Here is a 13,062-nt window from a genome sequence, read left to right on the forward strand (position 1 = left end):
CAACTCAAGCAAACTGGCTGCGATAAAGCTCAGCGTATGTACCGTCGGCACCAAGAAGCTCGCTGTGCGTGCCCTGCTCGATAATATCTCCGTGATCCATTACAAGGATGAGGTCGGCATCTACAATCGTGGAGAGACGATGAGCAATAACAAAGCTTGTTCGGTTCTCCATGATGGCCTCCATCGCTCGAACAATCGCCTGTTCGGTGCGGGTATCGACTGATGAAGTTGCCTCATCAAGAATGAGGATTGCCGGATCGGTAAGCATGGCGCGTGCAATGGTAAGAAGCTGTCTTTGGCCTTGGCTTATGGCCTCCGCATCATTGGAGAGCTGCGTGTCGTAGCCATGGGGAAGCGTGCGTACAAAGAAGTCTACGTGGGCGGCACGGGCGGCTGCTTCTATTTCTTCTCGAGTGGCATCGGGTTTCCCGTACGCGATATTCTCGGCAATGGTGCCGTCAAAGAGCCACGTATCTTGCAAGACCATGCCAAACTGGCGTCGAAGATCGGCGCGAGCCAGATTGCGCGTGTCTATCCCGTCAAGCGTGATGCGCCCACCGTTTATCTCGTAGAAGCGCATCAGCAAGTTTATGAGGGTGGTCTTGCCGGCACCCGTTGCACCAACGATGGCTATCTTCTGTCCCGGATGAGCTACGAGGTTAACATCGTGCATCAGGGGGTTGTTATTGTCGTATCCAAAACGGACGTGCTCAAAGGTAATGCGTCCGCGTATGGGATTGGGTAAGGCGGCGGGAGTCGGTGGATCAGCCACAATTTCGGAAGTATCAAGAAGGTTGAAGACACGTTCGGCCGCGGCAAGAGCTCCCTGCAGCATATTGACCGTGAAAGAAAGCTGTGTAAGAGGCTCGGTTGCTTGGGTGAGGTATTGGAAGATAGCTTGGAATACGCCTACGCTTAGCTGGCCTGAGATGAGCATACCGCCGGCAAAGAGTCCGATGACAACCTGCGCAAGGCGGGTCAGGAAGCGAATGGCCGGACTAATTGCGTTAGTAATGAAGTCTGCACGTTCGCTGGCGCGAGCAAGCGCTTCTGCGGCCGAGGCGATGTCTTCAAAACTTGACCTTTCATGTCCAAACGCTTTGATAACAAATCGTCCCGAATAGGCCTCCTCAACACGACCGGTAAGCTCGCCGGTGGCCGCTTGCCGCTTGGCGGCTGCATGAAGCGTCCGGTTGCTGACAATCTTGGTGAGAAGAAAGCTCATTGCGGCAAAAATACAGAAAACACCGGCCACAAAGGGGCTGTAGAGGGCGAGCATGACGGTTGCGCCGATGAGGGTAGTCGTGGAAATAATAATCTGGAGAAGACCGCGTTGGAGCACTTCGGAGACTTTATCCAGATCGTTTGTGGCACGCGAGATGGTGTCGCCGGGACGGTGTGCATCAAAGTACGAGAGCGGCAAACGCCCGATCTTCTCGGCAATTTGCTTGCGAAGCACAAGATTGAGCCGCTCGGCAAAGCTTGCCATGACAAGCGACTGTGCCGTATAAAATGCCCACGCAAAAGTCCAGATGCTTAAGAATATGAGAATCTCTCGACCACCGGTTTCAAAGGTAACCTGGTATGTTGTGCCTAAATCCCATGCGGCCTGGATATTCTTCCAGAGGATATCCACGAGTTTTGCGGAGTAAGCGGGGGCCGCCAACGTAAAGAAGACGTATGCCAATGCGGAGAAGGCAGCGGTTATGAGACGCCAGCGATTTCCGGCGGCAGCCTTCCAGAGGCGACGAGCTGTTTTGGCGGCGTCGGCGGGGATTTCAAGTTCTTCATCAGGCACGCTGGTGGCTACACCTAACGTATCGGCAGCTGTATCGGCAGCTTCGGTCTTATTGCGCTTCTCGTCAGACATTCTGTTCACCACCTCTGGTTTGAGAATCGGATATGTCTTTGTAGGTTTGGCACGTCCGCATAAGCTCATCATGGGTTCCCAAGCCGACGATGCGACCGTCAGAAAGAACGATGATTTGGTCAGCATTGCGGATAGTGCTCACTCGTTGCGCAACGATAAGCACTGCCGCATGAGCAAGTTCGTCTTTGAGTGCGTGTCGCAGGGCGGCGTCGGTTTTATAGTCCAGCGCGGAAAATGAATCGTCAAATATATAAAGGTCGGCATGGCGCGTTAGAGCGCGGGCAATAGCCAAGCGTTGGCGCTGACCGCCGGAGAAGTTTGTGCCGCCTTGCGCAACCGGTGTATCAAGGCCGTCTTCAAGTTCATGAACAAAGGCTCCCTGAGCCACGTCAATGGCGTGCCACAGATGAGCATCGTCTGCATGCTTATCACCAAAGCGCAGGTTTTCGGCAATGGTTCCCGAGAAGAGCCACGCTTTTTGCGGTACGTACGCAATGTGAGAGTGAAGTTCCGCCTGCGGAAGATCACGTATGTCGGCATCACCAAAGGTAAGGCGTCCTCCTGTTACGTCGCTAAAGCGAAGCAGCATCTTTGCGATGGTGGATTTTCCGGAGCCGGTGTTGCCAATGATTGCGGTGGTTTGACCACGCCTCAGCGAAAAACACAGGTCTTGCAGGGTATCTTCGTCGGCATCGTTGAAGCGGAGGCTTGCGTGATCAAAGCGAGCAACCTCGTCCGTTTGGCCAAAAGATACCGTTTTAGACAACCCGTCCGTAATGGTGGGTTTCTGATCCAGGACCGCGGCCGAGCGCTCAAGACAGGCAAGAGCACGCGGAATCTCGAGCATGGCAAACTGAGCCATCATCATAAAGAACATGATCAACATGGCGTATTCAATGAGGGCCGAGATAGAACCAATCTGCATGGCATGAATACCCACTCGATTTGCACCGGCCCACATAACAAGAGATTCAACGGCGTTCATCAAGAAGAACGTCGTGCAATCCGTTACGGCAAAAATCAAATTGACACGAATGGCACGGCTTGCGTAGTCCTCAAACGTTTTTGTCATACGGGCTCGCTCGTATGCTTCCTTACCAAAAGCGCGGATTACGCGCACGCCGGTAATTGATTCTCTCAGACGGGCGTTTATCTCGTCGATAAAGTTCTGCATCACAACAAAGATGGGTGCCGATATCTTTACCGCAATGGCACTCACGATTAAGGACACCGCGATAACAGCGAGAAGAATCCATCCCATCGCGGCATCGGTTGAGAAGGCAAGAACAACAGACACGATGCAGGTAACCGGTACCGGGAACATCATGGTAAAACACATAAGAAAGGTTTGCTGAACCACGTTGGCATCGGAGAGGGTCCGAGTAATCATTGAACCTGTACCAAAGCGGTTGAAATCCGAACCCGAAAATTCAAGAGAGTGCTTGTATACGGCCATGCGCAGATCGCGGCCAATGCGCGCAGCAAGCCGTGATGCAAGCCAGTAAGAGACGATACAACCGCCGGATCCCAAAAGCGCCGCCATAAACATACGGATACCGTGAGAGGTAAGCGCCACCATATCGTGATTGGTAACCGCCGCGTTTATAAGTGCCGACAACTCAGTAGGGATATAGAGCATTCCCACGATATCGCAGAGAAGGGTCAGCAGGGTAAGGACGGCCAAACCCTTATATGGAGCAATCAGGGTGCCAAGAAGTTTCCAAGGAGATGTTCCGGTGACAGCACTCGTCTTTGCGGTAGTGTTGAAATGAGTAGATTTGGTAGGCATCAGAAGCAACTCCTATAAAATTATCAGGTTTGCACAGGTTAGACTGAATTTGTATAAAAGTCAAAACATATGGCCGCTTCTCAAATGCTATGCTCAAAATAACAGAAATACGTAGCATAAAGCTATCCGCTACAATAACAACAGCCACCCAAATCCTACGGAGGAGACCATATGTTGAGTGCAGTGCAAATTAAGCCTGATGTGTATGCCGTTGGTGCCATTGATTGGAACGCCCGGGAGTTCCATGGGTATACCACTGAGCAGGGCATTACCTATAATGCGTATCTTATTTTGGACGAGAAGATCACGCTTATCGATACGGTTAAGTACACCATGACAGATGAACTTATCGAGCGCATCCAAAGCATTGTTGACCCGGCGAAGATTGACGTTGTGGTATGCAACCATATTGAAATGGATCACTCCAGCTCACTGCCAGCTATTCTCAAGGTGGCACCAAATGCTGCCGTGTATGCCTCGGCTCCGCAGGGCGTTAAAGAGCTTAAAGCCTTTTATGGAGAAGATCTTGAGGTCAACGGTGTAAAAACGGGAGACACCCTGAAGATTGGTAAGCGTACCCTTCACTTTGTGCAAACACCGATGGTGCATTGGCCCGACAATATGGTTACCTACTCCGACGTCGATAAGATTCTCTTCTCCAATGATGCGTTTGGACAGCACTATGCTTCCTCCACACGCTTTGACGATGAAAGCGATTACTGCGAGGTTATGAAACAAGCGCGTAAGTACTACGCCAACATTGTGTTGCCGTACGGCCGCCAGGCAGACTCGGCGGTAACGGCGGTCAAAAAGCTTGGTTTGGAGAACATAGATATTATCGCTCCCGCTCACGGCGTTGCGTGGCGCTCACACGTGAAAGATATTATCGATGCGTATGAGGGGTGGACATCCGGTGCACTGAAGGAAAAGGCACTGGTTGTCTATGATTCCATGTGGGGCTCAACCGATAAGATGGCCCATGCGCTGGTGGATGGCTTTTTGGCACAGGGCATTCCCGTACAGCTTTGCGACCTTAAAGAGACGCACGTCTCCAATGTGATGTATCACTTCCTTGATTCCAAGTATGTTTGCGTTGGATCTCCTACACTTAACTCCAAGTTCTTGCCCACGGTGAGTGCATTTTTGACATATATGACAGGCCTTTCTCCTAAAAATGAGCATCGTATTGGCTTTGCATTCGGCTCATACGGCTGGGCGCCGCTTGGCCCCAAGATGGTTGAAGAAGAGCTTGAGAAGGCCGAGTTTACTCTTCCATATGGCAAGGCATATACCATCGGTTGGCTGCCGTCTGAGGAAGATTTGAAGGACGTTCGCGCCCAGGTGGAAAAGCTCGTACAGTAAAAGCTTGGGGTAAAAGCCTGAAGCAAACGGCAAAGTGGAAAAGTCCGTGAATTAGTTACGCATTTATAAAGAATTGATCAGGAAATAGCCACGTAGAGTACAATACCTACGTGGCTTTTTAACTTCGATTAGGCAGGTGCCCATACCACATATGGACGTAGCGTTAAGTATTTTAGTGACACTGCTTCTGACCTTGGCAAACGGCTACTTCTCGGCTTCCGAGATGGCCGTGGTCAGTGCAAGGAGGACGTCGCTTGAGCCTGAGGCTGAGGAGGGCGATGAGCGCGCTCGCGCGGTTCTCGACCTCACCAATGACTCCGGGCCGTTTTTGGCAACGATTCAGGTGGCCATTACGCTGGTGGGTTTTGCGTCGTCTGCTTTTGCCGCAACAAGCCTTTCCACTCCGCTTGGCAGCTGGCTTGCGAGCATGGGCATACCTTCGGATTTTTCGCATCCTACTGCCGTGGTGGTTATTACGCTGATACTCTCGTATGTTTCAACGGTTATCGGAGAGTTGGTGCCAAAACAGATTGCCCTTGCCAATGCGGAAAATGTTTCCAAGGCAGTTGTTGGCCCCATCCGTTTCTTTATGACGCTGGCAAAACCCATTGTTATTTTGAATTCAGCTTCCGCAAATGGTATCGCAAAGCTCTTAGGCATTGACGTACATGAAGATCACCAAGATTTTTCTGAGGAAGAGCTCCGCTATATCGTCAAAGATTCCGACGAGCTCTCCGAAGAAGAAAAGTCGATGATCCACGAGGTTATCGATATGGGCGATACGGTTGCGCGTGAGGTTATGGTGCCGCGTGTTGACCTTACTACTATGGAAGACATCTCCACGTTGTCTGAGGTCCTTACGGTCATGCGTAAGACCGGCTATTCTCGCATTCCCATCTACCACGACAACGTTGATCGTATTGTGGGAATCGCGCACATCAAAGATATTATCGAGCCCATTCTTGAAGAACACGCGGGCGAGAAGCACATCGCGCAGTATGTCCGCGCGGCAAATTACATTCCCGATACGAAAGACATCATTCCGCTTCTCTCCGAGATGCAATCTTCTCGCGATCAAATGGTGATTGTCGTTGACGAATATGGTGGTACTGCGGGTGCCATTACGGTTGAAGACATTGTCGAGGAGATTGTCGGTGAAATTGCCGATGAATTTGATCCCGACAACAAGTACCTTACGCAGTTAAGCGATAGAGAATGGCTGGTTGACGGCCGCTTCTCGCTTGATGATGCCGTAGAGCTTGGATGGCCGGTTGAGGACTCGGAAGAGTATGAGACCATTGCGGGGTTCGTGCTTGAGCTTGCCGACAGGCTTCCGCGGCCGGGCGACACGTTTGAGAAGGACGGTTGGCGGTTCCGCGTGCAGATGATGCGCAGGCGCAGGCTTTCGCTCTTGCGGGTGATTGCGCCGGAGCCGCAGCAAACTTTGGAGGAAAAGACCGGCACACATGAAGACACTGCGGAAAAAACGACCGCTAACGGATGAGCTATATATAAATTGCAGTTTTTGACTAAAATATGATGAGTAATTCTCTCATTTGAGCAGGAAGAGGACAAGACATGGCAGAGCTGATTCACATTAAAAAGGTTGTCGTAGGACCAAGAAACCTTGACGCTACGATTCAGCTTTCAGATGATGCACCACGTATGACCTCCGATGATGCTATTGGCACGCGGCGCGTCGTGGATCTCCTTCCGGGGGTCGAGAAGCACGCGTGTCTTGGTGATACGGCGCCTCAGTTTGGCGATGTCGTTTCCGACACGGAAGTGGCGCACCTCCTTGAGCATGTGGCGGTGGAACTTCTCGCCCTTACAAACAGGGCAGGAGACATTACGTCCGGTCGTACGACAACGCTTGACGAGAAACTCGGTCTGTTTGAGGTAAGCCTTGCGTGCCCCGATGACGTGTTGGTGGCCGGAGCCCTTTCAAGTGCGGCGTGGATTTTGAACTGGGCCTATGCCGATGGGGAAGATCCCAAACCAAACATCGATGCAATTACGCAAGGCCTTGTGGCGCTTGTTAAAAGCGTTGACGGTGAGGATACGTCTGAGGAAGACCTTTCGGAAGAAGATCAGCCTTCCGATGTTTTGGTCGGCGAGAAAGACGGATCTTTTGAGGGTTTCGAGAGAGATGAAGTTGCCGAGGAGTTTGCCGAGGGCGAACTTGTAGATGAAGCAGCTTATGAGGCGTCCGGTGAACATGATTATGACGTGGAAGACGTTGAGGATGCTTCCTACAATGAAGCGAATCCCAATGAGTCAACGCGCGCAACATTTTACGACGATCAATATAGAGAGGTGTCGTCTGATGCGGAAGACGGTGCCGTTGACGATGATTGGTACGATGATGAGCAGCCGGATTCTACCTCGGAAGGTGCCGATGATCAGAGTTTCGATGAAACGTACGATCATCCATACGTGGAGGAAGATGAAGACGCGGGAACTGCGGACGCCACCGATGCCGCTGCTTCCGATGCTGAGGATGATTCTGCGTCTGCAGAGCATGCGGATGCTGCAGATTTGCACAAAGGTACGTCGTTTGACGATGACCTGCCCGATGACTGGAGTATGATTAACGTACCGAGGCCACGGCCTGTGAGATAGGTGCGTGAGCGGTACGTTTCGGAAGAGCAGAACATACTGCTCTGATAGGAGGTTCCCATGAGCAAGAAGTCTGCCGGATTTTTAGCCGGGGCTATTTTTGGCGCAGCAGCCGGTGCAGCTGCAGGTCTGTTTTTGGCACCGCGACCAGGTGAGGAAACCCGCGCAATGGCGGCCGACGCAGTAAATGACGCATGGGATTCCGCACTTGATTCCTATGAGCGCACTTCTCGTGTGGTAAGCGATAAGATCGACGAGGTGCGTCCGACGGTTGATGCCAAGACCGATGAGCTTCGTGCAAAGGTTGATCTGGCACGTGAGCGCATGGATCAGCTCCGCGAATCGCTTTCCGATGCGGTCGCTTCTGCTTCTGAGCAGGTACAGAACAGTGCTGAGGCTGTGGCGGATTCCGTTTCGGCTCAGGTTGCTCCAAGCCCTTCCGAAGCCGAAGGGGTAACCATCGAAAACGTTGCCGGCGAAGAGCACGAAGCCGAGCATACTGAGTTTTAGGGTTTAACCGGCTCAAGGAGTATGTATTGGAACGGGACGTCCATGGGCGCCCCGTTTTTGTCGAAAGGGTTTGCGTGAAAACAAACGAGCTTATAGGTATTAAGGTATACCTTCCCAAAAAGCAGAATAAAAAGGACAAGGAAGCCGGACAGCAGCGCTCGTCAAAACTTGGACGCATCCATGTGATTGTGTTTGACTCTGACCTTCCGCAGGTGGTGGGCGTAATGGTTAAACGTCCCGATATCGCAGGTATGGTAAAGCGCAATGACGTGTTTGTTGCTTTTGATGCGCTCACCACATTTGACAAGGGATTTCTGGTTGCCCGTCCTGAAGGATCGCTGGATAAAAAGGCGATAGCGCGTCTCGGGCTTGACTGGGATCGCTGCATCATGTGGCACGGTATGAAAGCCGTGACCGAATCAGGAAAAACGCTCGGTTTTGTCAGCGGTGCAAACTTCAATCCGGCTACCGGCCACGTCAATAACTTCCTAGTGGATAGCGGATCTTCTGCTGCGGCTCTTATCGGCTCGTTTGAAATTAAGCCCGAATGGGTGTTGGGTTATCGTGACGATGCCATGATTCTTACGGCCGACGCGGAGAGCGCAGCGCTCTCGGGAGGTCTTGCCGGTAAGGCGGGCGAAGGGTATGCCGCAGCCGTTGCCAAAGGTTCCGAGCTTGCCGGAAAAGCAGGTAAGGCAATGTCTGAGGCAAGCGTCAAAGGCGGGCGCTCGCTTGGACACATGATCGGCAAAGCAAAACGAGCTCTTGAAGACGCCACCGAGCCCGAGAATGCTACCGAGCCGCGACCGGATCCGGTACCCGCCGAGGCTGTTGCGCTTGAAGAACCGAGTGCCGAGAAGAGCCTTGGCGGCACGGTGTCTCAGGAACCCGTTAAGACGTATGCACCGACATCGCAGAGGAGCTCATCGACAAAGAAGAAAGCCTCTTCCCGAGTGACATCTGACGACGCAGCAAAGAGCTTCGGCAAGCAGCTGGGGCGCATGGGCAAGATGTTCTCGTCCTTTAAGGATGAGTTTGATGAGGCAAGTAAGTAGCTGCAATGTTTTTTGACAACGAAGTCATAGAGCTCATTCTTTTCTTCATAGTCTTTGCTGCATTTAGTCTTTGTGCCATGGCTTTTGTGTTGCAGATCTCTTCCGTGCGGAAGAGATACAAGGAGCTTAGGGGGCAGGATTGCATCAAGAAAGCCGTTGAGGAAGTCTTTTCTCAGCGGTCGATGCTTCCGCGACTGATTAAGAATATCGCAGCCTGCTTTTTTATAGCGGCACAACTCTTTGTTTTTAAAATAATCCTTAGGAGAATGCCGCTTGTTTGGGTTATGGGCTTGGCTTTGGTATATCTTGTCGTGTTTCTTATCTACGTAACAATTTCCTCTAACGATAAACGTCGTAAGTGTTTTGTCCGGCGCATTAGGTGTCTCTTTAAACCGGTGCAAAAAGAGAAAGAGCCAGACAAAAGGAAGCGGCCAGCCAAGGAGAAACAGGCTCAAAAGAAACCCATCCGGAAGAAACCCTCTAAAGGCAGCCTATCTGCGAAAAAGTAATCCCTAGAGTCCCATGGCCTGCAGGACAAACATGACAACGGTCAAAATGATAACGGTGACGATAGTGAACCACGTGAGTAAGTTCCACGCACGTCCGTTAGCAAACGTTCCCATGATGTGCCTATCGGCTGCAATAACTACCATAAAGATGAGTAGGACGGGTAGCAGGATGCCGTTTATGACCTGGGCAACAAGCATGATTCCAAAGAGGCTTACACCTGGTATCAAAATGACTATAGCCGAGATAACCAAGACTAATGTGATAATGCCATGGTAGAGTGGGGCTTCGGACCAGGTCCGATCTGCACCGCGTTCCCAACCAAATGCTTCGCAGATGGCGCTTGCCGTAATACCGGGCAAAACGCATGCGGCAAGAAACGATGCGCCTACCATGCCCAAGGCAAAGAGTGTAGAGGCATATTGACCTGCAAGTGGCACTAAAGCAGATGCAGCTTCGGCGGCGGAATCTACGCGAATTCCCGCGGGAAAGAGAACCGTTCCCGTGGTGAGCATGATAAACCAGGTGATAATCTCCGCCAGAACAGCTCCGGCAACATTGTCGGCACGTTGCGCGGGAATGTCGCTGGTATCGAGGTTCTTCTCGACAACGTTTGATGCAACAAGAAACATCATGTATGGGCTGATGGTGGTACCGATATTCGCAACCAAAAGCGAGATATACGAAGGGTCGGTGGACATCTGCGGGATGGCGGTGACGCGGAGCGCTTCGAGCCAGTCGGGTTTTGCGAGGATGCCCGCCACTACATACGTAACAAAAATGCAGCTGATGGCCAAGAGGATCTTTTCGATACGGCGATACGATCCGCCTACGGTAAGAATCCAGACGAGAAGAGCGCTGATGGGTACCGAAACATAGGTTGGGATACCAAAAAGATCCATACTTGAAGCGATACCTGCGAACTCCGAGAATGTTACTGCAATATTTGATATCAAAAGTGCAAACATTGCGAGGGTTGAGAGACGGATGCCAAAGCGCTCGCGTATGAGGGAAGCGAGGCCTTTGCCGGTGACGCAGCCCATGCGCGCCGAGGTTTCCTGTACTACGATGAGCAAAAAGCACATGATAGGCACGGTCCAGAGCTGCGTATAACCAAACGACGCACCGGCGCTGGAATACGTTGCAATACCGCCGGCGTCGTTGCCCGCAAATGCCGCGAGCAGCCCCGGTCCCATGGCCATGAGGATATACTTCCAGCTGTTCTTGTTGACCTTTTTAGGTTCGGCTGAGGCGGGAGAAAGGTCTTGGGTCAGCGGTTTATGTTCGGCAGAGGCAGACGGAGTAATGTTCTTCTTGTTGTTCTCGCCATACATTAGAAGACCAGCCCGACAGAGGTTTGCAGAACAAAAAGACCACCGGCGGCTGCCAGGTAAGTTACCACGGCAATGGCCATTGAGATAAGAGAGAGGGCGAAGCCTGAGGTTTCCTGGTTCTTCTCGTCACGGTGTCGAAGAATGGCAAGGTATGCCGGGGTCAGGATGAATGAAATCAAGGCCGAGAGAGCGGCGGCGCCGAATGCCGAGACCACAATGTGATGGATGATTGATCCCGCAGGCACCTCCATCAGCCAATTCATAATAACCGCGTCGAGACCGGCTCCAAGTGCGGCGGTCACGCCCGAAACCAGAAGGCCCAAGAGCAGTGAGCGGAAACCAAAGCCCAGAATGGAGGGGGAGTCTTCGCTTCCGGGATCGTCCTCGAGGAAGAAGTTGGTGACGTAGCTGATGGTGTCGTCGGCGAGGATAAGCGCCACCGGCATGGCAAGGCAGGCGAGAAACACCAGCGTTGGAGCAATGTTTGTATTGAAGACGAGCGAGCTTGCAGCCGATGCGGCGCCCGTTGCAATAATCCAGAAGAAGATCCAGATGTTGCGATGGAAAAACCAAATGACGTCGCGGCTTCGCTCGCCGCCGTCGCCATCGGAGCTGCCGCCGGCAATCTGCAGGTCTTCGGCGTGCTCCTCTTCGAGGACGTCCAGTGCATCATCGACCGTGACGATGCCAAGCAGGCGCTGGTCATCCGAGACAACCGGCATGGCAAGCAAGTTGTATTTGGCGATGTTACGCGCAACGTCTTCCTGGTCGTCTTCGGGCGATGCGGTAACGAGGTTCTTGTTGGCGATCTCTTCGAGTTTCTGGGTTTGGTCGGAGACGATAAGCTGATTCAAGGTAACAATGCCTGAAAGACGGCCGTCGGAATCCGTGAGGTAAAGATAACGAACCGTCTCAAAGTCCTCGTCAAGAGCGCGTAGTCGCTCAAACGCATACGCAACCGTTTGGTCTTCCGGCAGCGAGAGTGCTTCCGAGGTCATGATACGGCCGGCGGTGTCCTCACGATATCCCAGCAACTGACGGATGGCGCGCTGTTCTTTAACGCCCATCAAGCGCAGGAGCTTCTCGGCACGGTCGTAACTCAACTCGGAAACCAGCTCGGCTGCGTCATCCGGATCCATTTCTGACAGGATGCGCGACGCCTCTTTTTCGTTCATGCCGCCGATGAGCTCAACGGCCATGGCGTCGTCGTTAAATTCCGCCATTGCACCGGCGCGCTGCTCGTCATCGAGCTGGGCAAAGACTTGGCTCCGCAGACGGGAGTCCAGGCGTTCGATGATGTCTGCGACATCAGCGGGGTGCAGCTCATCGAGGGTTTTGTGTGAGACGGACAGCTTGACGTTGGAAAGATCGCGTTCCACTAAGTCCATGTAGCTCCATGCGATGATGCGCTCCGGTATGGGGCGACCCATGGCGCGAGCAGCGCGGGTTACGATGGTTTCGAGCTTTGGCGACAAGCTGCGCAAAAGCCCTCGCACACCCACCTCGGCGCCCAGCAGGCGAAGCTGCGTTGAGCTGGTGTCGGAGAGTTTGAGGTCATTAACGCGGACAACACGGATGCCGCGTGTATCAACGATTTGCTTATTAAGGATGTCGCGGGCGAGAAGGACCTCATTAGGTTGCAGGTACGAGAAGCGAATCTCAGTGGAAGGTACCTTCAGCGTAATGGTGTCTTCATCGTAGGATTCCACGTATTTGCGCCAGGATATCATGAGAGGTGTGCGACCGGGCCCCATAAAAGCAAGAGACGTGATGCGAGGAAAAACCTCGCCGGTGGCAATGCCAAGATCGGAAACAACGCCGATCTTCTCGCCCTGTGAATCCATTACGGGATTTCCAAGAAGTTGGGATAGGTAAATCATGTGTGCTCCTTTGTGCAGCTTGCACGTGCGCAAGCAGCGAGTTTGCAATTACACCCCTGACGGTGTAATTGAGCACACCGCGAGGGGTCAGCGACTGTGAGGTCGGGGTTTCATGCTGACCTTTCTCCTTGTCTCT

At 52.5% G+C, this 13,062-nt stretch carries 10 protein-coding genes; 6 read left to right on the forward strand and 4 right to left on the reverse strand.

Annotated elements, in window-relative coordinates:
• Positions 1-4: 4 nt before the first annotated feature.
• Together ATORI0001_RS03620 and ATORI0001_RS03625 are read right to left on the reverse strand one after the other, a co-directional pair.
• Complete coding sequence (locus ATORI0001_RS03620; protein WP_003149006.1) at positions 5-1,870, reverse strand: ABC transporter ATP-binding protein; 1,866 nt, start codon at positions 1,868-1,870, stop codon at positions 5-7.
• Positions 1,863-3,659: an ABC transporter ATP-binding protein gene (locus tag ATORI0001_RS03625; protein ID WP_003148876.1), complete on the reverse strand. Its 1,797-nt coding sequence runs from the start codon at positions 3,657-3,659 to the stop codon at positions 1,863-1,865. Before ATORI0001_RS03625 ends, ATORI0001_RS03620 begins: the two co-directional genes overlap by 8 nt.
• Before the next feature lie 171 nt (positions 3,660-3,830).
• Here ATORI0001_RS03625 and ATORI0001_RS03630 point away from each other — a divergent pair, with 171 nt between their 5' ends.
• From ATORI0001_RS03630 to ATORI0001_RS03655, 6 genes are all read left to right on the forward strand, one after another.
• The gene (locus ATORI0001_RS03630; RefSeq protein WP_003149141.1) at positions 3,831-5,021 is read left to right on the forward strand and encodes an FprA family A-type flavoprotein; all 1,191 of its coding nucleotides are present in this window, start codon (positions 3,831-3,833) and stop codon (positions 5,019-5,021) included.
• Between the two features lie 151 nt (positions 5,022-5,172).
• Complete coding sequence (locus ATORI0001_RS03635; RefSeq protein WP_003148946.1) at positions 5,173-6,525, forward strand: hemolysin family protein; 1,353 nt, start codon at positions 5,173-5,175, stop codon at positions 6,523-6,525.
• 74 nt (positions 6,526-6,599) lie between these two features.
• A complete protein-coding gene (locus ATORI0001_RS03640; protein WP_003149626.1) occupies positions 6,600-7,643 on the forward strand; it encodes a cyanophycin synthetase family protein in 1,044 nt (347 codons plus the stop codon).
• Positions 7,644-7,700: 57 nt separating this feature from the next.
• Positions 7,701-8,150: a YtxH domain-containing protein gene (locus tag ATORI0001_RS03645; RefSeq protein WP_003148939.1), complete on the forward strand. Its 450-nt coding sequence runs from the start codon at positions 7,701-7,703 to the stop codon at positions 8,148-8,150.
• 74 nt (positions 8,151-8,224) lie between these two features.
• A complete protein-coding gene (locus ATORI0001_RS03650) occupies positions 8,225-9,205 on the forward strand; it encodes an RAD23 family protein (RefSeq protein WP_003149183.1) in 981 nt (326 codons plus the stop codon).
• A 5-nt stretch (positions 9,206-9,210) separates the two neighbouring features.
• Positions 9,211-9,714, forward strand: coding sequence for a hypothetical protein (locus ATORI0001_RS03655; protein WP_003149306.1), 504 nt, complete (start codon positions 9,211-9,213; stop codon positions 9,712-9,714).
• A gap of 3 nt (positions 9,715-9,717) precedes the next feature.
• On the opposite strand, the gene ATORI0001_RS03660 is transcribed toward ATORI0001_RS03655, so the two are convergent.
• Complete coding sequence (locus tag ATORI0001_RS03660; protein WP_003149500.1) at positions 9,718-11,046, reverse strand: Nramp family divalent metal transporter; 1,329 nt, start codon at positions 11,044-11,046, stop codon at positions 9,718-9,720.
• Complete coding sequence (locus ATORI0001_RS03665; protein WP_003148879.1) at positions 11,046-12,926, reverse strand: magnesium transporter; 1,881 nt, start codon at positions 12,924-12,926, stop codon at positions 11,046-11,048. The genes ATORI0001_RS03660 and ATORI0001_RS03665 overlap by 1 nt, the downstream gene beginning before the upstream one ends.
• Between the last annotated feature and the right edge of the window lie 136 nt (positions 12,927-13,062).

The organism is Lancefieldella rimae ATCC 49626 (assembly GCF_000174015.1).
Taxonomy (GTDB): Bacteria; Actinomycetota; Coriobacteriia; order Coriobacteriales; family Atopobiaceae; genus Lancefieldella; species Lancefieldella rimae.